This is a genomic window from Streptomyces sp. SID13031, assembly GCF_010548305.1.
GTDB lineage: Bacteria > Actinomycetota > Actinomycetes > Propionibacteriales > Kribbellaceae > Kribbella.
In genome coordinates, this window is the sequence record NZ_JAAGLV010000020.1 from 56,604 (window position 1) to 78,551 (window position 21,948).

Annotated in this window: 21 protein-coding genes; 10 read left to right on the forward strand and 11 right to left on the reverse strand. The window is 67.5% G+C overall.

Going from position 1 to position 21,948, the window contains the following annotated elements; genetic code table 11:
• Positions 1-15 precede the first annotated feature (15 nt).
• On the reverse strand, positions 16-831 hold the full coding sequence (locus G3I17_RS32080; protein ID WP_164601634.1) for a hypothetical protein: 816 nt from the start codon (positions 829-831) through the stop codon (positions 16-18).
• 299 nt (positions 832-1,130) lie between these two features.
• Here G3I17_RS32080 and G3I17_RS32085 point away from each other — a divergent pair, with 299 nt between their 5' ends.
• Together G3I17_RS32085 and G3I17_RS32090 are read left to right on the forward strand one after the other, a co-directional pair.
• Positions 1,131-3,098, forward strand: a complete 1,968-nt coding sequence (locus G3I17_RS32085; RefSeq protein ID WP_164601636.1) for a 2-oxoacid:acceptor oxidoreductase subunit alpha — start codon at positions 1,131-1,133, stop codon at positions 3,096-3,098.
• On the forward strand, positions 3,095-4,174 hold the full coding sequence (locus G3I17_RS32090) for a 2-oxoacid:ferredoxin oxidoreductase subunit beta (protein ID WP_164601638.1): 1,080 nt from the start codon (positions 3,095-3,097) through the stop codon (positions 4,172-4,174). The genes G3I17_RS32085 and G3I17_RS32090 overlap by 4 nt, the downstream gene beginning before the upstream one ends.
• A 49-nt stretch (positions 4,175-4,223) precedes the next feature.
• Here the strand turns inward: G3I17_RS32090 and G3I17_RS32095 are convergent, their stop codons facing one another.
• The 8 genes from G3I17_RS32095 to G3I17_RS32130 form a co-directional block, all read right to left on the reverse strand.
• Positions 4,224-4,811 (reverse strand): hypothetical protein, encoded by a 588-nt coding sequence (locus tag G3I17_RS32095; RefSeq protein ID WP_164601640.1) that lies wholly within the window; start codon positions 4,809-4,811, stop codon positions 4,224-4,226.
• The gene (locus tag G3I17_RS32100; protein WP_164601642.1) at positions 4,808-5,782 is read right to left on the reverse strand and encodes an ImmA/IrrE family metallo-endopeptidase; all 975 of its coding nucleotides are present in this window, start codon (positions 5,780-5,782) and stop codon (positions 4,808-4,810) included. The genes G3I17_RS32095 and G3I17_RS32100 overlap by 4 nt, the downstream gene beginning before the upstream one ends.
• Positions 5,779-6,120: a helix-turn-helix transcriptional regulator gene (locus G3I17_RS41830; RefSeq protein ID WP_203591054.1), complete on the reverse strand. Its 342-nt coding sequence runs from the start codon at positions 6,118-6,120 to the stop codon at positions 5,779-5,781. The genes G3I17_RS32100 and G3I17_RS41830 overlap by 4 nt, the downstream gene beginning before the upstream one ends.
• Positions 6,121-6,171: 51 nt before the next feature.
• Positions 6,172-7,515 carry a hypothetical protein gene (locus G3I17_RS32110; protein ID WP_203591055.1) on the reverse strand — a complete coding sequence of 448 codons (1,344 nt, stop codon included), beginning with the start codon at positions 7,513-7,515 and terminating at the stop codon, positions 6,172-6,174.
• A gap of 74 nt (positions 7,516-7,589) precedes the next feature.
• Positions 7,590-7,769 carry a hypothetical protein gene (locus G3I17_RS32115; protein WP_164601644.1) on the reverse strand — a complete coding sequence of 60 codons (180 nt, stop codon included), beginning with the start codon at positions 7,767-7,769 and terminating at the stop codon, positions 7,590-7,592.
• Positions 7,766-8,347, reverse strand: coding sequence for a helix-turn-helix domain-containing protein (locus tag G3I17_RS32120; protein ID WP_164601646.1), 582 nt, complete (start codon positions 8,345-8,347; stop codon positions 7,766-7,768). The genes G3I17_RS32115 and G3I17_RS32120 overlap by 4 nt, the downstream gene beginning before the upstream one ends.
• A gap of 45 nt (positions 8,348-8,392) precedes the next feature.
• Positions 8,393-9,640, reverse strand: a complete 1,248-nt coding sequence (locus G3I17_RS32125; protein ID WP_164601648.1) for a DUF445 domain-containing protein — start codon at positions 9,638-9,640, stop codon at positions 8,393-8,395.
• Positions 9,641-9,725: 85 nt separating this feature from the next.
• Positions 9,726-10,931 (reverse strand): MFS transporter, encoded by a 1,206-nt coding sequence (locus tag G3I17_RS32130; protein ID WP_343238489.1) that lies wholly within the window; start codon positions 10,929-10,931, stop codon positions 9,726-9,728.
• Positions 10,932-11,084: 153 nt separating this feature from the next.
• Between G3I17_RS32130 and G3I17_RS32135 the strand changes: the two genes are divergently transcribed.
• Positions 11,085-12,236 (forward strand): alpha-hydroxy-acid oxidizing protein, encoded by a 1,152-nt coding sequence (locus G3I17_RS32135; RefSeq protein WP_164601652.1) that lies wholly within the window; start codon positions 11,085-11,087, stop codon positions 12,234-12,236.
• Positions 12,233-12,889 carry an HAD family hydrolase gene (locus tag G3I17_RS32140; protein WP_164601654.1) on the forward strand — a complete coding sequence of 219 codons (657 nt, stop codon included), beginning with the start codon at positions 12,233-12,235 and terminating at the stop codon, positions 12,887-12,889. Before G3I17_RS32135 ends, G3I17_RS32140 begins: the two co-directional genes overlap by 4 nt.
• A 26-nt stretch (positions 12,890-12,915) precedes the next feature.
• Here G3I17_RS32140 and G3I17_RS32145 read toward each other — a convergent pair whose 3' ends face one another.
• Positions 12,916-13,614: a M15 family metallopeptidase gene (locus G3I17_RS32145; protein ID WP_164601797.1), complete on the reverse strand. Its 699-nt coding sequence runs from the start codon at positions 13,612-13,614 to the stop codon at positions 12,916-12,918.
• A 283-nt stretch (positions 13,615-13,897) separates the two neighbouring features.
• Here G3I17_RS32145 and G3I17_RS32150 point away from each other — a divergent pair, with 283 nt between their 5' ends.
• The 4 genes from G3I17_RS32150 to G3I17_RS32165 all read left to right on the forward strand — a co-directional run bounded on the left by G3I17_RS32150 (position 13,898) and on the right by G3I17_RS32165 (position 17,829).
• Positions 13,898-14,413, forward strand: a complete 516-nt coding sequence (locus G3I17_RS32150) for a SigE family RNA polymerase sigma factor (RefSeq protein ID WP_343238490.1) — start codon at positions 13,898-13,900, stop codon at positions 14,411-14,413.
• Positions 14,410-15,807 (forward strand): hypothetical protein, encoded by a 1,398-nt coding sequence (locus G3I17_RS32155; RefSeq protein WP_164601658.1) that lies wholly within the window; start codon positions 14,410-14,412, stop codon positions 15,805-15,807. The genes G3I17_RS32150 and G3I17_RS32155 overlap by 4 nt, the downstream gene beginning before the upstream one ends.
• A 64-nt stretch (positions 15,808-15,871) precedes the next feature.
• On the forward strand, positions 15,872-16,390 hold the full coding sequence (locus tag G3I17_RS32160; RefSeq protein ID WP_164601660.1) for a SigE family RNA polymerase sigma factor: 519 nt from the start codon (positions 15,872-15,874) through the stop codon (positions 16,388-16,390).
• Entirely contained in the window at positions 16,387-17,829 is a 1,443-nt protein-coding gene (locus G3I17_RS32165) for a hypothetical protein (protein WP_164601662.1), read from the forward strand. The genes G3I17_RS32160 and G3I17_RS32165 overlap by 4 nt, the downstream gene beginning before the upstream one ends.
• 13 nt (positions 17,830-17,842) lie before the next feature.
• Here the strand turns inward: G3I17_RS32165 and G3I17_RS32170 are convergent, their stop codons facing one another.
• Positions 17,843-18,595: a TIM barrel protein gene (locus tag G3I17_RS32170; RefSeq protein WP_164601664.1), complete on the reverse strand. Its 753-nt coding sequence runs from the start codon at positions 18,593-18,595 to the stop codon at positions 17,843-17,845.
• Positions 18,596-18,701: 106 nt separating this feature from the next.
• Between G3I17_RS32170 and rarD the strand changes: the two genes are divergently transcribed.
• On the forward strand, positions 18,702-19,610 hold the full coding sequence (gene rarD, locus G3I17_RS32175) for an EamA family transporter RarD (RefSeq protein ID WP_164601666.1): 909 nt from the start codon (positions 18,702-18,704) through the stop codon (positions 19,608-19,610).
• Positions 19,611-19,744: 134 nt separating this feature from the next.
• Complete coding sequence (locus G3I17_RS32180; protein ID WP_164601668.1) at positions 19,745-21,811, forward strand: PhoX family phosphatase; 2,067 nt, start codon at positions 19,745-19,747, stop codon at positions 21,809-21,811.
• Positions 21,812-21,948: the final 137 nt, after the last annotated feature.

Sequence of the window (21,948 nt, forward strand, 5' to 3'; positions counted from 1 at the left end):
CCTTAGTGCGGGCGCTCAGTTGGTGCAGAGCAGTAACGCGTCGATGGCGACGATCGGGCCGTAACCGGATTTCACGTCGGCGACCTGGACGCGGAGTCTGGTGACGCCGCGGATGTCGCGGGTCAGCCAGGTCTCGGACTCTTGTTTCATGTCGACCGTGCCGACCACCTTGGCGCCGTTCAGCAACGAGGCCCGGATCGTGCCGTCGGTGATGTTGCCCAGCCACATGCGCGCCCCGCGGCAACCGGTGCTGTCGACGTCACCCCAGACCGCGCCGGCCTTGTCCGCCAGCACCTCGGCCTCAGCGCGACGCGGCCCCTCACTCGGCGGTACGACGTTGAACTGCGGATGCCCCTTGCCGCCGGCCGCGAGCAGTGGCTTCTTGAAGATCCCGCGAAAGACGTAGTGCGAGAAGCTGACCATCGGCGAGACGGCAGCGGCGTACGGCGCCTGCGAGCCGATCGTCAGCCGGTACGTCTTCACCGACCCGGGAAGCGTCGGCGGGATCATGATGCTCGTCCCCGCCGTGACGCCGTGGCCGATCTCCTCCCACTTGCGCCCGCTCGACGACCAGCGCTGCAGCGAGACCCGCGTCTTGGCCGCGGGCGCCGGCGTGATCTGCCCGACGACGGTCAACACGCCCTTCGTCGCGTCGGTGGTCTTGATACTGGTGATCTTCACGGTCCGTACCGGCGTGGTCGCGACGGCGGCCGGCACCGCGTGCGCGTCCGGGATAGCCATCGCGCTCTCGGCGGGCGCCACCGTGGCGGCACAGCCACTCAGCGGTAGGACAACAGCAGCCAGCAGGCTGATCAAAGGGCGAACGCCCATGGTGGAACTCCCTCGAGCCCGGGTGGGTCCCGGGGTAGATCACAGCTTGGTGAAGACACTCTCCCGGACCCGACTGCAGTTGGCAAGCGAACGACTGCTCTAAGTCACACTGGAGGGTTTGCGAGACAACCGTGAGTCAAGTCGGCATCACCTGATCCCAGGCTGTGGACCATCGGGTCTTACACATGATTCCGTACCAGGGGCGAACTAACATTGAGGTATCGCCCACTGGGGGGATCGGCCTCTTCCTTCACAAGAGGAAAGTCCGGCCCAAGCTTCGACTTGGAGATGACAGACAAGTGACCATCGAGGTCAAGCAGCTCGATCGCGTGGTGATCCGCTTCGCCGGTGACTCCGGTGACGGAATGCAGCTCACGGGGGACCGATTCACCGCCGAGACGGCGTCGTTCGGCAACGACCTGTCGACGCTGCCCAACTTCCCGGCCGAGATCCGGGCGCCCGCCGGGACCCTGCCGGGGGTGTCGTCGTTCCAGTTGCACTTCGCCGACCACGACATCCTGACGCCCGGCGATGCGCCCGATGTGCTGATCGCGATGAACCCCGCGGCACTCAAGGCGAACCTGCCGGAGGTACCACGCGGCGCCACCCTGATCATCGACACCGCCGACTTCACCCCCCGCAACCTGAAGCGGATCGGGTACGAGGCGAACCCGCTCGAATCGGGTGAGCTCGAGGCGTACCACGTGATCGGCCTGAACCTGACCGGGATGACGGTGGAGTCGGTCAAGGAGTTCGGGCTGTCCCGCAAGGACGCCTCCCGGGCCAAGAACATGTACTCCCTCGGCCTCGTCTCCTGGCTGTTCCAGCGGCCGGTCGAGTCGACGATCGAGTTCCTGCAGACCAAGTTCGCCGGCAAACCCGCCATCCGCGACGCGAACATCGCGGCGTTCCGGGCCGGCTACAACTTCGGCGAGACCGCCGAGGAGTTCTCGGTCCGGTACGAGGTGAAGCCGGCCCGGATGGCGACCGGCACCTACCGCAACATCTCCGGCAACCTCGCGCTGGCGTACGGCCTGGTGGCTGGCGCCGAGCGGACCGGGCTGAAGCTCGTGCTCGGCGCCTACCCGATCACCCCGGCCTCCGACGTGCTGCACGAGCTGTCCAAGCTGAAGCGGTTCGACGTGACCACGATCCAGGCCGAGGACGAGATCGCCGCGGTCGGCGCCGCTCTGGGCGCGTCGTTCGGTGGCGCGCTGGGCGTGACCGTGTCGTCCGGCCCGGGGATCAGCCTGAAGTCCGAGACGATCGGTCTCGCGCTCATGCTCGAACTGCCGCTCATCGTCTGCGACATCCAGCGGGCCGGCCCGTCGACGGGCATGCCGACCAAGACCGAGCAGGCCGACCTCCTGCAGGTGATGTTCGGCCGCAACGGCGAGTCCCCGCTGCCGGTGATCGCCGCCCAGTCCCCCGCGGACTGCTTCTCGATCGCCGTCGAGGCCGCCCGGATCGCGGTCACCTACCGCACCCCGGTGATGGTGCTGTCCGACGGCTACCTGGCCAACGGCTCCGAGCCCTGGCAGGTACCGCAGATCGACGACCTGCCGACGACGGACCCCAACTTCACCACCGAGCCCAACGCGACCAACGACAAGGGCGAACCCGTCTACCTCCCCTATGTCCGCGATCCGGAGACCCTCGCTCGCGCCTGGGCCATCCCCGGTACGCCGGGCCTCGACCACCGCGTCGGCGGGCTCGAGAAGGAAGACAAGACGGGCAACATCTCGTACGACCCGGCGAACCACGATCTGATGATCCGTACCCGCCAGGCCAAGGTGGACGGCATCACCGTCCCGCCGCTCGAAGTGGATGACCCGGACGGTACGGCGAAAGTGCTCGTACTCGGCTGGGGCAGCACGTACGGCCCGATCGGCGCCGCTTGCCGCCGTGTCCGCAAGGTCGGCGGCCAGATCGCGCAGACGCATCTGCGGCACCTGAACCCGTTCCCGGCCAACCTGGGCGAGGTTCTCGCGAAGTACGACAAGGTGCTCGTGCCGGAGATGAACCTCGGCCAGCTCGCAATGCTGCTGCGGTCGAAGTACCTGGTCGATGTCGTCTCCTACGCGCAGGTGCGCGGCATGCCGCTGGGCGCCGCCGAGCTCGCCGAGGTGATCGGCAACCTGGTTGAGGAGACCGAAGGCATCGAGGACGACGTGCGGTACCTCGGTGAGGCCGCCGCCAGCGTGACCCACGGCGAGGCGCTGGGCGTCCAGCCGAACGGCATCCACCACCCGGAGGGAGCACGATGAGCACCGTCGATCTCGGTCTGCCGAGCCTGCCGGGCGGACTGGCCGGCGTACCGGCTGCCACCGAGCCGCAGAGCCGCAAGGAGTACGTGTCGGACCAGGAGGTCCGGTGGTGCCCGGGTTGTGGCGACTACGCAGTACTGGCTGCTTTCCAAGGGTTCCTGCCGGAGCTCGGGATCAAGCGCGAGAACGTCGCGATGGTGTCCGGGATCGGGTGCTCGTCCCGCTTCCCGTACTACCTGTCGACGTACGGCATGCACTCGATCCACGGCCGCGCGCCGGCGATCGCGACCGGGCTCGCGGTGGCGCGGCCCGACCTGAGCGTCTGGGTGGTGACCGGTGACGGCGACGCGCTGTCGATCGGTGGCAACCACCTGATCCACACGCTCCGGCGCAACGTGAACCTGAAGATCCTGCTCTTCAACAACCGGATCTACGGCCTGACCAAGGGCCAGTACTCGCCGACCTCCGAGCCGGGCAAGGTCACCAAGTCGACGCCGATGGGCTCGGTGGACAACCCGTTCAACCCGGTCTCGCTGGCGCTCGGCGCGGAGGCGACCTTCGTCGCGCGGACCGTCGACTCGGACCGCAAACACCTGACCTCGGTACTCCGGGCAGCGGCCGAGCACCGTGGTACGGCGTTCGTGGAGATCTACCAGAACTGCCCGATCTTCAACGACAACGCCTTCGACGCGATCAAGAACCCGGAGACGCGCGACGACGCGATCATCCCGCTGGTACACGGGGAACCGATCCGTTTCGGCATCGACGGCCACCTGGGCGTCGTCCGCGACGGCTTCGCCTCCCTGGCCGTTCGCGAGGTGGCCGACCTACCGGGCGGCGAGGCCGACCTGGTCGTCCACGACGCCCACACCGAGGACCCGGCCTACGCCTTCGCCCTGTCCCGCCTCACCGACGCCGGCATCCTGCACCAGGCCCCGATCGGCGTCTTCCGGGCAGTAGACCGCCCGTCCTACGACGACCAGGTCCGCCAACAGGTACAAACCTCCAAGGAATCCCAGTCCGGCGGCTCCCTGCAATCCCTGATCACCGGCTCAGACACCTGGACGGTCGACTGAGTACTGCGCGTCACCCTGCGAACCAGACGCGCTTGGACAGCAGTTCTGTCTACTTGATGTCAACCAGGCCGTCGTCGCGTTGACGTAGCTGGGCGTAGATCCGCCGCATGGCAACGCGGTCGGGGAGGTACCTACGACCAGCGCCGCGCTCCAGCACATCCAGCGTGCTCATCAAACTGAGGGCACCGACGCTGCGCCCTTGGCCCCGCAACCGCAAGAGACGGGCAGCTTCAGTCGCGGCGAGGCGGGCACCGGCCTGGTCGTCGATCAGGACGACGACATCTCGCCCGGCGTCTGCCTGAATTGCGGCGTGCGCGAGCACCATGATCTCGCCGAGATCCTTGCGGTGAGTCATCCGTGCCGCCATGGGCACGGCGGTGATGCGCAGGACGGCGGCCGCCAGCCCAGGCGTCACCTCATCTGACAGCACTCTCAGCCAATCAGTTTTCGACAGCTTCGCCAGAACGTCGGCCGCAGCTTGGAAGCGGTCATCCCTGCGCGCCTTGTCGGCGATCTCGCCGGCGACAGTTTCAGGGATGGCGATCTTGCCGCCGATGGCGTCGAACAGAAGTCGTTCCTTGTTGATCGAGAAGAAGTTCAGCGCGGGTCCGGCGTCGACGATGGCGGGGTCGATCATTCGCCGTGCGCCCCCGGCCCGGGAGTCGGAGCATCAATGCTCCCCGGGTTGCTGACTAGGTCATCCAGTGCGTCGAGGTCGCTGAAATCGGTGTCCGGCCGGTTGTCTGCTGCTGCCGGCGGAGGAACTGGTTCGACCGCGTCGGGGATGATGCCCGCGTCCTCGAACTCGGCAGCGATCTGCTCAACGGGTAGGCCCCGCAGCCGGGCCACTGCTTGGAGCGAGACCACGTTCGCCACATAGCCCTGGATCGCTCTGGACAACAGTCGCTGCGGCGCCCGCCGCGATGCCGACTCCTGCTGCCACCCCTCGTACAGGTCGGACCAGCCGAATCGCGACGCAAGGTTCCTGGTTGACAGAGCCATCCACTCGCTTTTCCGGGCAGGGCTGATCAGGCCCACCTTGTTCAACTGAATGGCCACCAGGCTCGGAGAAGCCTTGAACCGCTGCACGAGTGCGGACAACTCCGATAGCGACACTCGCTCCCGACCTCGGTGCCGCTTCACCTCGATCTGCATCAGTTCGCCCGTAGGAGACCTGACGACGGCGTCCGCTCCCGCAGCACCCGATTCCCCGGGGCTGCGGTCCGCGAGGACTGGCCCCAGGCCTTCGAGCGGGACGAGCAGGTGCCGGGCGAAGGCATCCGCACGAATCTCTTGAGGACTTCGCTTGTCCCACTCCCCGGCTTTCGAGAGGCCGAAGTCACCGAACAGGACGTGCCCGAGTTCGTGCGCGAGCGTACTGCGCTGGCGCATCGGGCTCCGTGTCCGTGCGACGGCCACGACCACGACGTCGCGCACCGGATCGCGCATGGTCAGGCCGTGCTCGTCCGGATCAGCGTCGAGCACGGCGACATCGATGTCCTGGGTCAGCTCGATCAGACTGACCAGGTCCGGCAACGGGACGTGCCCGAGCCGATGTTCGGCCCGGAACTCTTCAGCTCGAGTCCGTCCCTGATCCTCTGCGCTCATAGCTGCGGCAGGATCCCTTGATCCTCGAGATAAGCGTCCAGTTCCAGATAGTGGCTCAACTCGCGACGCATGGTCTCCATGCTCGAGTGATCCGTCGCACGAGCGACGCATTCGAGCCGGTCCTGCACCCGCGAATGCCCCGTCAACTCCGAAGCCGGGCAACCGAGCGCCCAGGCCAGCGCAAGGATCTCGTTCATCTTGGCAGGCCGCGTGCCTTGCTCGATGCGCGAGAGGGTCGCCTGAGCGATCCCAGAACTAGCCGCGAGTTGCCGCTGGGTCAGCTCTGCCGCCTCACGAGCAGCGACGATTCGACCTGAAGAGGTGCTTGCCTGGATCAAACTGAATCACTTCCCCTCGTAGTGATTCAGTCTATCATCGCGGCGTGCAACTCAGGACGGGCCTGTGTACTTCTTCAAGGCTGCTACCAGGGCCGGCTCGGTGACCTTGAGGTGTTTGGTCAGGGTCTTGTCGCGCAGGGCAGGGTCGTCGAGTTGCTTGGCCATGTCGACGTACAGGGCGTTGAGCGTGGCCAGGCCGTACTTGTCGACGAGGTACTCCACGATGAGCCAGGCGACGCCGTAGCTGTCCTCGTCGAAGTCGCCGTGGAAGACGCCGTCGATCGGCAGGACGACGAGTGACTTGATCGCCTTCTTGCGCAGGTCGCGTCGCTCGCCGGCGACCCATTGGCTGTAGTTGTTCCGCTCCATCAGGTGCCGCTCGACGTACTCGGCGTACCCCTCCACCAGCCAGATGGGCGCACCCTCGCCGAGCGGTGACATCGCTGCATGGGTGAACTCGTGCGCGAGCAGGAACCGGTCCGCCGTCTTGCGGTAGGTCGGGTTGATCACCACCCGGCTGCCGGTGACCTTGAACTCGCTGGCATCGGCGTTCGTCGGCGTGAAGTTCGGGATGGCCACCGCGCCGGCCGGGTGCCCGCCGGTGATCTGCGACGCATCCCATGACTTACGGTCGGCCATCGCGACGACGAGAATGCCGGCCTGCGCACGCTTGGTAGCAGCCCGGACAGCAGGCACGGCGGCCTCGGCCTCCTTGACCAGACGCCGGCCGTTCTCGGCTTCGCCGGGCGAGGAGACGACCAGTACGCCGCGCCCGCGCGCGACCTCGATCGGACCGAGCTCCCAGGGCTCACGGCTGTCGCTACGGTCCGCTGACTCGACGTCGTCGTTGTCCACCACCACCCAGCGATCACCACGCAGGGCGAAGGTATGGCCGAGCTGGGTGACCCGTGGCGCTGAGTCGATCCCGGTGATCTGCACCAGCATCCTGATCCGCAGCGCCCGCGCGGTCGGCCCGAGCTTCGGCCGCTGCTCCGGCGAGAAGGTCGGTACCCGGACATACCCGACCTGCCGGACACCAAGCTTCCGCAGGTTCTCGAACAGTTGCGTGTCCCGCTGCACCAGCTTGGCGTTCTTCACGTCGGAGAAGGCCAGGAACTGCGACAACTTCCCCGCCACCAACGCGGCCGCCCGCCCCTTGAGCGTCGCGTCGATCCCCGCCAGCATCTTCTGCTCGGCAAGCAATTCGGCCGACACCGACTCGGTCACCGACGGAGTCTCCGAGAGCCCCGCCGTCACCTTGGGCGTCTCATCCCGCCCAGCCACGCCATACGTCACCCCACCGGCGACAACCGCGAGCGCGGCAGCACCGGCGATCCACACCGCCCGTCCCCGCCCACGCTTGACCGGCGTACCCGCCGTCTGCTCGTCATCCATCGCAGAAACCCCGTCCATTCCCCCCGGCCAAGCCCACCCAGGCCCAGCCGCCAAAGAGTACCCCTGGCCAGACGTCAGCTCCCGCTCGCCAAGTCAGCGATCTGTTGCAGGTAGGAGCCGCCGCCTACTACGACCAGGCGTGCGGACAAGCCTCGGTGGCCGAGTTCGTCTGCTACCTCGCTCAGATAGTCGAGGATCTCGATCTTGCCGAGGGTGCCCGGTACCGGATACTGCGGCTGCCCCGGATCGGTCATGCGGCGTTACGCCACAGGTCTTTTGCGGCCAGCCAGATGTTGCGCGCTGCCAGTTGAGCTGGCGCCGCGGCGCGGGCTTGCCTGACTCTGGCTGGAGTCCCGGGCGGTGTCCATGGCGCCGGGGCCGGCGGGACAGATCTCGTCCAGCGCGGACGAGGGATCCCGGCGTCGTCGGCGACCTTCTCGGCGATACCGGCCAGCAGCGCGTCGAACGCCGCATTGCCGGTGCGCGATGGAGGAGCCTCGATGGCGTCCGCCGCGAGTTCCGGATGTGCTGCGAGCTGGTCGAGGAACCCCCGGAGCTGGGTCCAGTCGACCTTCCGGTTCGTGGCGTCCGGCTGGTGTGCCCCGACCAGTAACTCGATCGCCGGCTTCGTTGGTTGTCGTGCGCTCACACTGACCGAGAGGTGCTTGCCCGCTGCAGCGACGAGCCTGGCGAGCATGGTCAGAGTCGGGTCACTCGACCCGTCCTCGATCCGGGAGACGGTCGAGGTCGGAACCCCGGCCTTCACCGCCAGCGCGCTGCGAGAGAGCCCCGCGTATTCACGAGCCTCCCGAACCAGAGCCGCCGCATTCACATCTGTAGCTTATATGCAACAGAAGCCGCGGACAACACTCCGCATCTAGAGCAGTTGGCTGACCGTGTGGATGACCAGGCCTACCAAGGCTCCTACGACGGTGCCGTTGATGCGGATGAATTGGAGGTCTCGGCCTACGTGGAGTTCGATTCGGGCGGCGGCTTCGTGGCCGTCCCAGCGTTCGATGGTGTCGGAGATGACGGAGACGATCTCGGTGCCGTAGGTGCGGACGACGTAGCCGACGGCTTCGGCGGCGCGGGTGTCGACCTTGGCCATCAGGGTTTCGTCGGTCTGCAGGCGTTGGCCGAGGTCCTTGATCGTCTGGGTGCCGCGGAGGCGGAGGGGGCCTTCGGGGTCGGCGATGGCGTCGATCAGGGCGGTACGGACGGCGTCCCAGACCGCGGTGAGGCTGGTGCTCATGTCGGGGTGGGTCAGCATCCGGCGCTTGAACGCCTCGAAACGGTCCATCATCTCGGGGTCGTTCTGCAGGTCCTCGGCGAGCTGGATCAGCAGCCGGTCGACCGCTTTGCGGGCCGGGTGGTGCTCGTCATCCCGTACTGCGGCCAGCCAGACCAGCGCCTCGCGGTGGACCCGGTCGATCACGATCGAGTCGACCCAGCGCGGGGACCACCGTGGCGCGCGCGGCCCGACCACCTCGGCCAGCAACTCCCGGTTCTCGGACAGCCAGTCGTACGCCTCGACCATCAGCAGGTCGAAGAGCGCGTGATGCGCCCCGTCGTCGACCACCGACTCCAGGAAGTGACCGGCGATCGGGCTGAGCGGCTCCTCGGCGAACCGCGGCAGCAGCGACCCGCGGACGAAGGCGGTGACGTCGTCGTCGCCGAGCTTCGGTAGCGCGGCACCGACCGTCCGGACACCCTCCTCGACGATCCGCTCGGCATGGTTGCCGGAGGCAAGCCACTCGCCGGCCCGCCGGCTCACCTCGGCCGTCCGCATCTTCTCCGCGATCACCTCCTCGGACAGGAAGTTCTCGGTGACGAACTGCTCCAGGCTCTCGGCCAGGCTGTCCTTGCGGGTCGGCACGATCGCGGTGTGCGGGATCGGCAACCCGAGCGGATGCCGGAACAGCGCGGTCACTGCGAACCAGTCCGCCAGCGCACCGACCATGGCCGCCTCGGAGGCGGCATTCACATAGCCCCACGCGCCGCCGTCGTGCAGGGTCAGCACGTAGATCACTGCCGCCACCACGAGCAGCGACAGCGCTACCGCCCGCATCTGGCGCAGCCCACGCCGGCGTACCAGGTCCGGGCCGCTCAACGTCAAGGTCGCCATACCCCCATCCAACCAACCCGGGAAACAACCCGCCTCAGGCGACGCCCTGGACACGCCCTGGATTCACCCGTACTACGCCGGCCGGTCAGGCAGGAGTGAGCACTTTCGTACGGTCCATCCGCCCGGAGATCAGGGCGAGTGCCAGACCGGCGACGGCCAGCACCGCGCCGACTCGACTCGGCCACTCATAGCTGTAGCCGGCGGACAGGACAACGCTGCCCAGCCAGGCGCCGAGCGCGTTGGCGACGTTGAGGGTCGAGTGGTTGAGGGAGGCCGCGAGCGACTGGCCCTCATGGGCCACGTCCATCAGCCGGGTTTGCAGCGCCGGGATGAGGATGCTCGAGCTGAAGCCCAGCGCGAAGACGGCGACCAGGGCGCCCGCCTTGCTGTGGGCCAGCCAGCCGAAGGTCGACAGCACCACCGTCACGGCCACCAGCCCGCCGTACATGCTCGGCATCAAAGCGCGATCCGCGAGCCGGCCGCCGACCAGGGTGCCGCCGGTCATACCGATGCCGTACGCGGCGAGCACGATCGTCACCGCCGCCGCGCTGAAGCCGGCCAGCTCGGTCATCGTCGGGGTGATGTACGAGTACGTCGCGAACATCCCGCCGAAGCCCACCATGCCGACCAGCAGCGCCATCCACACCTGCGGCTTGGCCAGCGCGCTCAACTCGCTGCGGACGTTGACGTCGTTGCCCACCGGCTGCGGCCCGATCCAGAACCAGACCGCGATCAGGGTCAGCAACCCAAGGATGCCGACGGCAACGAACGGCAACTGCCAGCCGTACCGCTGCCCGAGCAGCGTGGTCACCGGTACGCCGATGATGTTCGCCACCGGCAACCCGACCATCATCATCGAGACCGCCCAGGCCCGCTTGTTGACCGGCACCATCGAGGCGCCGACCACGGCGCCGATCCCGAAGAACGCGCCGTGCGGCAGGCCGGTCAGGAACCGCGCCGCCATCAGCAGTTCGTAGCTGTTGGCAACGGCCGACAGAACGTTGCCGAGGACAAAGACCGCCATCAGCCCGAGGAGCAGCCGTTTGCGCCCGGTCCGCGCCCCGAGCGCCGCGATCACCGGCGCGCCGACGACCACCCCGAGCGCGTACGCCGACACGATGTGCCCCGCCGTCGGGATCGAGATGTGCACCCCGTCGGCGATCTGCGGCAGCAGCCCCATCGTGACGAACTCGGTGGTCCCGATCGCGAACCCACCGGTCGCCAGCGCCAGCAGCGCCAGACCGACGTGCCGCGAGGTCAACGAATTGTCAGGAGTCACTGAACTTGTCACGCCTGATTATCGCATCCGCCTCAGCGCGCGAGACCGACGTCTCAGCCGTCGGTGTGACCGGTGACACCGGCTGCTCAGTACCTCGTTCCACCTGCTGGTACTGGTGTGGCTCGAGTCATTGAGGCCGGGCGAGCGGACGTGAAAGCATCCAGCATGGCGAACTACGGCGATCACCAGCTGAGCATTTACGTGCAGGGGATGTTTCAGGACACCCGGCCGGAGATCACCACCGACCTGTCCCGGCTGGAATCGCAGGCCGCGGCGAATCTGTCCGCGGAGGCGATGGGCTACATCGTCCCGAGTGCCGGCAGCGGTTCGACCGCCCGCGCCAACCTGGCCGCGTTCGACCGGTGGCGGCTCGTCCCGAGGATGCTGCGCGGCAGTACCGAGCGGGATCTGTCCTGCACGATCCTCGGCACCAAGATGCCCGCGCCGGTGGTGATCGCGCCGATCGGCGTACAGACGCTGGCGCATCCCGAGGGCGAGCTGGCGACCGCGCGGGCGGCGAGTGCGCTCGGGCTGACCTACACGCACTCCACCCAGGCCAGTCACTCGTTCGAGCAGATCGAGGCGGACTCCAAGTGGTACCAGCTGTACTGGCCGACCGACAAGGACGTCTGCCTCAGCTTCCTCCAGCGCGCCAAGGACAACGGGTACTCCGTCCTGGTGGTGACCCTGGACACCGGCACGATCGGCTGGCGCCCGGCCGATCTCGACCGCGGTTTCCTGCCGTTCCTCAAGGGCGAGGGCCTGGCCAACTACTTCACCGACCCGGCGTTCCAGGCCAAACTCGCCAAGCCGATCGCGGAGGACCCGACCGCGGCGGTGACGCACTGGGCGCAGATGTTCCCGAACGTCGGACTCGGCTGGGACGAGCTGTCCTTCCTGCGCGACAACTGGGCCGGACCGATCGTGCTGAAGGGCATCACCTCGGTCGACGACGCCAAGCTCGCGGCCGAGCACGGCGTGGACGGCCTGGTCGTGTCGAACCACGGCGGCCGCCAGGTCGACGGCGCGATCGCGTCACTGGACGCCCTGCCGGCGATCGCGGATGCGGTCGGCGAGCAGGTGACGGTGCTCTTCGACTCGGGCGTCAGGACGGGTTCCGACGCGGCCAAGGCGCTCGCCCTCGGCGCCAAGGCCATCCTCCTCGGGCGACCTCTCCTCTACGGCCTGGCGTTGGCCGGCCAGGCCGGAGTCGAGCATGTACTGCGCTGCCTGCTGGCCGAGCTCGATCTGACCCTGGCCCTCTCGGGCTATGCGAACCACCGTGAGCTCAACCGGACGTCGGTGGTGCCCGCATGAAGGCAGTCGTCTTCGACCTCGACGACACGCTCTTCGACCACTCCTCGTCCGTCGCCGCGACCCTGCGCGCCTGGGTCCCGTCATTTGGTGGTGGTCCCCTCACCGATGAGCTCGTCGCGCAGTGGTTCGTGGTCGAGCACCGCAACTTCGAGCTCTGGCTGGCAGGCAAGCTGAGCCACCAGGACCAGCGCCGCGGCCGGCTCCGCGACTTCCTGCCGCTGATCGGCTACCCGGTCCCGGCCACCGATGCCGGGCTGGACGAGCTCTTCACCGGGTTCCTCGACCGCTATTCGCAGAACTGGGCAGCGTTCCCTGATGCACTGCCGGCACTGGAAGTTGCCAAAAGCAATGGCTGGCGGATCGGCGTACTGACCAACGGCATCACCCAGCAGCAGAACGCGAAACTGGCCGCGATCGGCCTGGCCGACCACATCGACGTCGTCTCGACCTCGGAAGGGCTCGGATTCAGCAAGCCCGCACCGCAGTCCTACCTGCTGACCTGCCAAGCACTCGGGGTCAGCCCGGCCGAGACGCTGATGATCGGCGACAACCTCGACAAGGACGTCCTCGGCGCCCGCGCGGCCGGCCTCACCGCCGAGCACCTGGACCGCGCGGCCGGCGTCACGCTCGCTCAGTTGGTCCGGGCAGTCTGACCTGCCCGGACCAACTCGCCGGCGGGTCAGATCCCGCAGTTGGGCGCCGACCAGGAGTTGCTCGTCCGGATGTCGATGTGGGTGTGGTCGTCGTGGCCCGGGTAGCCAGGACCGAAGATGCCGCCGAACCCGTGGTACCGGGCCCGCTTGGCCATCGTGCAGAACGAGTGCACGCCGGTCAGGTCGGCGGACCGGCCGTACAGGTGCTGGCTGTTGCTCGCACCGCCGACCGAGTTGTTGCACGGGACACTGCGGAAGCCACTGCTGATGTTGAGCGCCTGGTCGCCCAGCGCGTGCCGCAGGGCTTCGAGCTGCCACATGGTCTGCAACGCGTTGGCCTTGGTCGCCGCCTCCGACAGCGGCCCGCCGTCGTACCCGGATCCGCCACAGCCGTCATCCAGCTCGGCGTAGGTGAAATGGATCGGCGTGCAGTCGTCATCCTGCAGCGCGTAGATCTTGCTGTACGTCGCCGCGGTGGCGATCCCGTCGGCCGTCAGCCCGTACGCCGTCTGGAAGCGCTGGACCGCCGCCTTCGTGGCCGGCCCGAAGATCCCGTCGGTGGCGATGTGCTCGCCGTACGCCGGATAGCCGGCGACCCGGATCTGCAACTGCCGCACATCCTCACCGCTGGTGCCCTGGTTGAGCGTGCGGCTCCAGGTGTAGCAACCGTCGGCATGAGCCTTGGTCGCGGTCACCACCTGGGTCGCGACGGTGGCGGCCAGCATCGCGGCGAAGAGGCCGAGGATGGACAGAATTCTGATCGCTCGAGTACTGAAGTGATTCGTCATTGCACTACCTCCGGAACGCATTTGGGGCGAAACGCGCCTGTCACCGGCCAGCTTCCCGTCACTATCCACCGCTTGGCCAGGTCTCACGTGAAACTTTTCGACGAACAGTGTGTTTCCCCGGAAGGTCTGGGCAACCAATCCGCCGACCTCACTGGTCCTCCATGATGTGACCATTGACGACAGCACGCTCACCTTGCGTGCACGGGGAACGGGGCGACCGGTGACGGCTGCTGAGGGGTTCGACGCGTTCGTGCTCGCGCGGTCCCGCAGACTGCTGCGGACCGCCTACCTGCTCACCCAAGACCACGCGCTCGCCGAGGACCTGGTGCAGACCGCACTGGCCAAGGCCTGGTTCGCCTGGTCCCGGATCGAGGGCGGCGACCCCGAACCGTACGTCCGCAAGGTGATGGTCAACACGTACGCCACCTGGTGGCGCCGGCGCTGGAACGGCGAGCAACCGACCGAGGAGCTGCCCGAGTCCGCAGTACCGGCCAGTGCCGAGGAGCGCACCGACGTGTGGCGAGCACTGCAACGACTGCCGCGCCGGCAACGCGCTGTCGTCGTACTGCGGTACTACGAAGATCTGTCCGAGGCAGAGACCGCCCGCGCTCTCGGGTGCAGCCCTGGCACGGTGAAGAGCCAGACCAGCAAGGCGTTCGCCAAGCTGCGCCTGGACCCAGCCCTGCTGACCACCGATGCCACCGGCGTCACCGCTGACCGGGAGGCGACCCGATGAAGCTCACAGACCTGCAGAACGAACTGAACGCCCGCGCGGAGTCGACCGACCAGACCCCCGACCTGCTCCCCGGCGTCCACCGCAAGATCACCCAGACCAAGTGCCGCCGCAAAGCCGCAGCACTCGGCACCGTAGGCGGCCTGGCCGTCATCGCAGCCTTCGCCTTCCTCATCCCCAGCCTGACCACCTCGACCCCACAACCGGCCGACGAGGTACCCCGCGATTACGTCAGAAACGGCATGACCCTGCCCGGTCTCGAAGGCGCCGACCGGCTGGAAAAGGGCTGGATCGGCGATGCCGGCGACAGCACCCTGGACTTCAGCTGGACACCACAAGTGCAGGACACCCGGTTCGCCGGCTACTGCAACACCGGCGTCTACAAGTTCACCGTCTCGGTCAACGACTACATCGTCGGCACCGGCGACTGCACCACGGACCCCGGCTCACTCCACACCGGGATCAGCGTCTCCGCGGACCGCACACTGTGGCTCGCCGCTCCTGCCGGGAAGCCGGCCCGCGTCGTCGTCCGGCTCACCGACGCGAACGGGCGCCAGGTCCGCGGTGGCGACACCGTAGTTGCCTTGGGCATCTACCGCACCGCGGCCGTACCGGCGGAAGGCCCACCCGCCCAGACCCCACCGACCTCTCCCGACGACTACGTCAAGGACGGCGTCCGCTACCGCGCGAAGATCGGCGGTGACACCTTGCTCGGCGCGAAGATCGCCGACCGAGGCAAGAACTCCTTCGATTTCACCTTCACCGCACCCGGCGGGCCGATCAGCCTCAGCGTGTTCTGTACCGCAGTGAACGGCGACGAGAGCGGCGGGCTCGCCCTCCACATCAAGTTCAACGGTGTGGAGGCCGGCGCAAGCGGTTGCGCCGGCGACTCGATCGACGCCGGCGTCGGAAGCGCCTGGATCCCGGACAAGGCACCGCCGGCCGGACAGCGGGTCAACGTCACCGTGCAACTCGAGAGCACCTCCGGCGGCGGTCTGGTCACCAAGCCCCACGATTGGATCGGCCTGGGCATCTATGCCAAGGGCAAGCAGCGGCCCATCGGCGACACGTACCTGAACGAACTCGTCGAGTACGGCGGCCGCAACTACCGTCTCAGGGACGTGAGCACCACCCCGCTGGCCAGCGTCCACGAGATGCAGATCAGGACGCCACCCAACACTCCATACCTGGTCGCCTTCGGCAGCAGCGGCGATGCCAGCGAGCAGATCACTGTCCGGCTCAGCGGCCTCTCCGAGGGCACGACCAGCTCCGGTGGCGGCATCGGCACCATCGGCCAGCCGGCCGGCCCGGTCAGTCAGGCGATCGTCAAGGCCACCGGCGCCACCAAGACCAGCCCGGGCCAGCTGATCCTGGCCATCTACCTGCCCGACAACTGACCCGCATGCAACCATCCGGACCATCCACCCAGTCGTGTCGGGTGTGCACACGATCAGGGGCGGGATGAACCGTCCGACGGACTTCGAGGAGTTCGCCAGTACGCAGTACGCGGCCTTGCTGCGTACTGCGTACCTGCTCACCCAGAACCGGGCAACCGCCGAGGACCTCGTCCAAGCCACCCTCGCCAAATGCTGGCTGTCCTGGAAACGCGTCTCGAACGACAATCCCATGCCCTACGTCCGCCGCACCATGCTCAACACCTACACCTCCTGGTGGCGACGCCGCTGGAACGCGGAGTACCCCACCGACGAACTCCCCCACGTAGAAGACCCCGGCGGCCATCACGCCGTCGATACCCGCACCGACCTGGACGAGGCCCTCCGCCGCCTCCCCAAACGCATGCGCGCGGTGATCGTCCTGCGCTTCTACGAAGACCTCACCGAGACCGAGACCGCCCGAGTGCTCGGGTGCTCGGTGGGTACTGTGAAAAGCCAGACCAGCAGAGCCCTCGCCAAGCTCCGCATCGACCCGCACCTGCTCGACTGGCGAGAATCCGACCTCCCGAGGGAGGAGCAGACATGAACCTCGACGATCTGCGCTCCCAGTTGCGCCAGCAAGCCGATGAGGTCGACCCGCTCGTCGCGGCTCCGCTGCCGGAGATCCGCCGCCGTTCCACCTCGCTCAAGCGCCGCCGGATCGCGGCTCTCGCCGGTGGCGTCGCGGCGACGGTCGCGCTCGCGATCGGCTTCCTGCCGTCCGTCATCCACAACTCGGCCCCCGACCCCGCGGCCCCGCCGAAGGACTACACCAGAAACGGCATCACGCTGCCCGGTACCGTCGGCGCCGACTGGTTGCAGCGGCCCTGGATCGGGGCGCCGGGCGAAGTACCGGGCGAGTTCGACTGGATGCCCAAGTCACAGCAGGACGTGACGTTCCGTCCGTTCTGCCGGACGTCGGCCGCGCGCGCGAAGGACGTCCGGGTCACCGTCAACGGCCATCTGCTGGTCGAGAAGGCCTGTGACGACACCGGCAGTTCGCCCACCAAGACCGAGACCATCGGCCCGAACAGCGTGCTGTGGATCGATACGCCGCGCGACAAGTTCGCCACGGTCAGGGTTTTCGTGGTCGACAGGACCAGCAAGCTGGTCGGCGACCCCACCGCCCAGGTGGCGCTCGGCATCTACAGCTCGCCGCCCAAGGCACCCGAGCCCAACGGCGTACCAGAGCGAGTACCACCGACCCAGCCGGGTGACTACGTGAAGGACCTCGTCCGCTATCGGGCGACGAGCGGCGCTGACACCCTGGCCGGGGCCATCGTCGGCGATCCCGGACAGGAGAACCTGACCCTGCGCTTCACCGCGACCGGCGAGCCAATCGCCCTGCGACTGTTCTGCACCGCGAACAAAGGCGGCTCCGACGATCCGCAGTACCGGCTGGCCATCCGGGTCAATGGCGGCGCGGCCCGCGACGAGATCTGCTTCAACGCGTCGACCGATGCCACGATCGAGGGCAACCACCCGCTTCCCGGACGGTTCCCCGCAGGTCAGGCGATGGAGATCACCGTTGCACTGGTGAAGACGGACGGGACCCCGACGACCATGCCAGACGTACGCCTCGGCGTCGGCGCGTACTTCCAGCAGCCGCTTCGGGTCATCAAGGACGGCAACGGCGCAACGAAGAGCCTGGAAGAGGCGATCGAAATGGGTGGCTACGACTACAAACTCGCCGAGGTGAGGACAGTCGATGCGGCGAGCGTGCGTCAGATGTCGATCGCGACACCTGCAGGCAAGCCGTACCTTCTGGTCGCCGGCAGCACCTCCCTGGGTTCCCCGACAGCCGCGGGCGTACTCGACGACCGCGGGACGGAAACCATGATGATGACGAACGCGCCGATGGACGACGCCTTCGGCATGACCGTCACCGGCCGGCCCGCCTATCCCAGCGCAGGCCGCGCCACCTTGAAGGTGACCGCTGGGAAGCCGACGAAGGGCAAGCTCGTGATCGCGCTCTATCTGCCCTAGTGGCCTGTGGCCACTAGACCCAGCTGTGGAGTTGGGCGGCGTCGGTGGAGAACTGGTCCACCGAGTCGTCGGCCACGAACTCCAGCAGAGCGTTGATCTCGCGGGGCTCTTTGGCGAGGCGGTCCAGCACCGGGCGCCACAGGGACTCTCGGCCGGCCAACGGGAGGCGGTTGTTCGAGGGCCACCAGGAGAAGACGTGGACGGTGCTCAGCCACGGCATCAGCGACTCGAGTTGCTCCAGGCATTGGGCGTCGTTGAGGTCGACCGGGGGTTGCCAGTACGTCGTGAGGTTCGGCGCACCCACATCGAGCAGCAAGGTGATCGTGGAGTCGACCTCATCCGTGAGGGTGCCGCGGTGGAACTCCATCGCGATCTCGATCCCCGCTCCGGCCGCGACGTCGGCCAGCTCGGCCAGGCCCCGGGTCACCGCCATCCGGTCGCCCACGCCCGCTTCCGCAGTACCGACTGTTCCCGCCCACACCCTGATCCTGGGCGCTCCGAGCTCGGCGGCGGTGTTCACCGCAGTACGGATCTCTTCGCGGTCGACGCTGCCGGCGCGCAGATACGACCCGTAGGCCGCGATGGCCAGGCCGTTCGCCTCGCACAGCTCGCGGGCCTTGCGCGCGGCGGGCAGATCGCCGAGCGGGACGTGGATGTCACCACCCCACTCGATCGCCGCCAGCCCCGCCCGCTTGGCCACCTCGACGACCTCTTCGACCGCCAACTTCCGGAACGTCACCGAGACCAGACCGGTCCTCACACCCACGCCGTACCTCCTCTGTCCACCTCTATCCAACCTCATCCGCAAAGCCCGTCTCACGTCATGAGCAAAGGACATTGACACCACTGTCGCAAGACCTAGACTCGCCACCATGCCAGAGCAGCGAAGAGGGTTCATCCTCGGCCTCGTCGCCTACCTGTTCTGGGGGCTCGTCCCGCTCTACTGGAAGCTGATCAGCACCTCCGGCGCAGTGGAACTCCTGGCCCACCGCATCCTCTGGTCCCTCGTCACGATCGTGGCGCTGGTCCTGGTACGCCGTCGCTCCGGTCAGGTCCGCGCACTGCTGGCCGACCCGCGTCGCAGATGGCCGCTGATCGCGGGCGCGGTGCTGATCACCGTCAACTGGGGCGGCTACATCTGGAGCGTCAACAACGATCGCATCATCGAGGCCTCGCTCGGCTACTTCATCACTCCCCTGTTCACCGTCCTGCTCGGCGTGATCTTCCTGAAGGAGCGTCTCCGGGCCGTCCAGTGGGTCGCCGTCGCGATCGCGTTCCTGGCCGTGGCCGGGATGACGATCGAGAACGGCCGGCCACCGTGGGTCGCGCTCATCCTGACCTTCTCGTTCGGCTTCTACGGGCTGGCGAAGAAACAGGCCGACGCCGGGGCGATCGAGGGGATGGCGATCGAGTCGGCGGTGGTCGCGCCACTCGCGCTGGTCGCCGTCCTGGTCCTCGGCTTCCAGGGCGAGTCGACCGTGACCCACCACGGCCTCGGCTATCTGCTCCTGGTACTGGGAACGGGACCGCTCACCGCGATCCCGTTGCTGCTGTTCGGCGCCGCCGCGACCCGGATCTCGATGACGACGCTCGGACTGCTGAACTACCTCACCCCGGTGATGCAGTTCCTGCTCGGCGTCGCCGTCTTCCACGAAAAGATGTCACCGATGCGCTGGGCCGGTTTCGGGCTGGTCTGGCTCGCGCTGGCGATCTTCACCGCCGACGGTTTTGCCCGGCTTCGCCGCACCTCACGACTCGAGCCCGTCACCGTGAGCGGGTAACGGTTCAACTGCGCTTGGTTACTTAGGGCAACCTAAGCCGTCGTACGTTCATCTGACCTTCACCCAAGCCCCGCTTCGGCTCCCTAGCCTCACGGCGACCGCTGCATCTCACGCTAGAAGCCGGAGTACTGCGAGTGAGCCCCAAGTTGCTGCCGCTGATCAGCCAGATCGGTACCCGTCACGGATCCCGCACCTTTCGCACCTGCGAACTGAAGTGCGCCAACCAGTGCGACCATGCCGAGCCGAACCCCTCCGGCAACGAGCACATCCAGACCGTCATGCAGTCGGCGTTCTCGCGCCGCCGCATCCTGAAGGTCGGCGCCGCCGGAGTCGCGGCCGCCGGAGTCGGCGTACTGGCCACGAACCTGCCGGCTGCTGCTGATTTCGCGGCGAGCAACGGCGACCAGGGCAACGGCGCGTTCCCCGGTTTCGGTGGGCACGACCGCGCGCTGACGCACACCGTCGTACCGCCGAACCGGCAGGACGACATCGTCATCCCGAAGGGCTACGACCAGGCCGTCATCATCGCCTGGGGCGACCCGGTCGAGTCCGGCGCGCCGAAGTTCGACGCGCACAAGCAGTCCGGGGCGGCGCAGGCCAAGCAGTTCGGCTACAACAACGACTACACGATGATCGTGCCGTTGAAGGACGACCGGACCGCGCTGCTGGTCTGCAATCACGAGTACACCGACGAGTACCTGATGTTCCCGACCGGCAAGTACGACGCCAAGACGCAGGCCGAGATCGGGCTGGCCGCGCACGGCATGTCGGTGGTCCAGATCAAGCGCGACGGGCACGTCGGCAAGTGGCGGCGCGACCGCGAGGGCAGCCGCTACAACCGCCGCGTCACCGCCACCACCAAGTTCGAGGTGACCGGCCCGGCCGCCAAGGACAGCCGCGTCGGAACCGTTGCCTATGGCACCTTCGGGAACTGCGCCGGCGGCGTCACGCCGTGGGGCACGATCCTGTCCGGCGAGGAGAACTTCAACGGGTACTACGACGTCACCGGCGCGATCCCGGCGGAGTACGTCGACAGCTACAAGCGCTACGGCGTACCGACGACGGTGACCAAGTCGGCGCGACAGTGGAGCACTGTGGACCCGCGCTGGGATCTGACCAAGACGCCGACCGAGGTGTTCCGGGCCGGCTGGGTGGTCGAGATCGACCCGTACGACGCCAAGGCGACACCGAAGAAGCGCACCATGCTGGGCCGGCTCAAGCACGAGGGCGCCACCACGACGATCACCGCAGACGGCCGGATCGCGGTCTACCTCGGCGATGACGAGAAGGGTGAGTACATCTACAAGTTCGTCTCGACGGGCAAGTACGACCCCGACAACCGCAAGCGCAACTTCGGCCTGCTCGACGAGGGCACCCTGTACGTCGCCAAGTTCACCGGCGACGGCAACGAGGACGGCCTGTACGACGGGGTCGGCCAATGGCTGAAGCTCACCACGGACAAGGAGTCGTTCGTTCCCGGCTTCTCCGTCGAGGAGGTGCTGATCAACACCCGGCTCGCGGCCGACAAGCTCAGCCCGACCCGGATGGACCGGCCTGAGGACGTCGAGCGCAACCCGGTCAACGGCCGGATCTACGCGGCGCTGACGAACAACGACAACCGCGGCCCGAAGTTCCCTGCCGACGAGGCGAACCCGATCACCGTCTCGCACACCCGCGCCACCCTCGACGGCCCGCTGGTCGAGAAGGCCGGCAACCGCAACGGCTACATCCTGGAGATCACCGAGGAGGGCGACGACGCGGCCAAAACCGGCTTCTTCTGGACCCTCTTCCTGGTCTGCGGCGACCCGGCCGCGCAGGAGACGTACTTCGGCGGCTACGACAAGTCGAAGGTCAGCCCGATCTCCTGTCCCGACAATGTCAGCTTCGACGGCTCCGGCAACCTGTGGATCTCCACCGATGGCAACGTCCTGGGCTCCAACGACGGCATCTTCACCGTCCCGGTGGCCGGCCCCGAACGCGGCCACGTCAAGCAGTTCCTCTCCGTCCCCTTCGCCTCCGAAGCCTGCGGCCCGCTCGTCTCCGACGACGACCTGACCGCCTTCGTCGCCGTCCAGCACCCAGGCGAGACCGACACAGCAACCTTCGAAAAGCCCGCCTCCACCTGGCCCCACACCCACCCGTTCCCCCGCCCCGCCATCTCCTGCATCTGGCGCAAAGACGGCGGCCGCGTAGGCAGCTGACAGCCGGCCACTTCCGGCGACCTTGAACACCAAGCGGTGGCCTAGGACAAGGCATGCCTTGTCCTAGGCCGCCGTTTCCTGTCCTAGGTCACCGCTTCCCGGCCGGGGTTGCCACTTGTTGACAAGATTATTCTGGA

What these genes read in the sequence shown, in the direction of transcription:
- G3I17_RS32080 (WP_164601634.1), bottom strand. Translation starts at nt 831, where the DNA reads ATGGGCGTTCGCCCTTTGATCAGCCTGCTGGCTGCTGTTGTCCTACCG.
- G3I17_RS32090 (WP_164601638.1), top strand. Translation starts at nt 3,095, where the DNA reads ATGAGCACCGTCGATCTCGGTCTGCCGAGCCTGCCGGGCGGACTGGCC.
- G3I17_RS32095 (WP_164601640.1), bottom strand. Translation starts at nt 4,811, where the DNA reads ATGATCGACCCCGCCATCGTCGACGCCGGACCCGCGCTGAACTTCTTC.
- G3I17_RS32100 (WP_164601642.1), bottom strand. Translation starts at nt 5,782, where the DNA reads ATGAGCGCAGAGGATCAGGGACGGACTCGAGCTGAAGAGTTCCGGGCC.
- G3I17_RS32110 (WP_203591055.1), bottom strand. Translation starts at nt 7,515, where the DNA reads ATGGATGACGAGCAGACGGCGGGTACGCCGGTCAAGCGTGGGCGGGGA.
- G3I17_RS32115 (WP_164601644.1), bottom strand. Translation starts at nt 7,769, where the DNA reads ATGACCGATCCGGGGCAGCCGCAGTATCCGGTACCGGGCACCCTCGGC.
- G3I17_RS32125 (WP_164601648.1), bottom strand. Translation starts at nt 9,640, where the DNA reads ATGGCGACCTTGACGTTGAGCGGCCCGGACCTGGTACGCCGGCGTGGG.
- G3I17_RS32135 (WP_164601652.1), top strand. Translation starts at nt 11,085, where the DNA reads ATGGCGAACTACGGCGATCACCAGCTGAGCATTTACGTGCAGGGGATG.
- G3I17_RS32140 (WP_164601654.1), top strand. Translation starts at nt 12,233, where the DNA reads ATGAAGGCAGTCGTCTTCGACCTCGACGACACGCTCTTCGACCACTCC.
- G3I17_RS32145 (WP_164601797.1), bottom strand. Translation starts at nt 13,614, where the DNA reads ATGCTGGCCGCCACCGTCGCGACCCAGGTGGTGACCGCGACCAAGGCT.
- G3I17_RS32155 (WP_164601658.1), top strand. Translation starts at nt 14,410, where the DNA reads ATGAAGCTCACAGACCTGCAGAACGAACTGAACGCCCGCGCGGAGTCG.
- G3I17_RS32160 (WP_164601660.1), top strand. Translation starts at nt 15,872, where the DNA reads ATGAACCGTCCGACGGACTTCGAGGAGTTCGCCAGTACGCAGTACGCG.
- G3I17_RS32165 (WP_164601662.1), top strand. Translation starts at nt 16,387, where the DNA reads ATGAACCTCGACGATCTGCGCTCCCAGTTGCGCCAGCAAGCCGATGAG.
- rarD (WP_164601666.1), top strand. Translation starts at nt 18,702, where the DNA reads ATGCCAGAGCAGCGAAGAGGGTTCATCCTCGGCCTCGTCGCCTACCTG.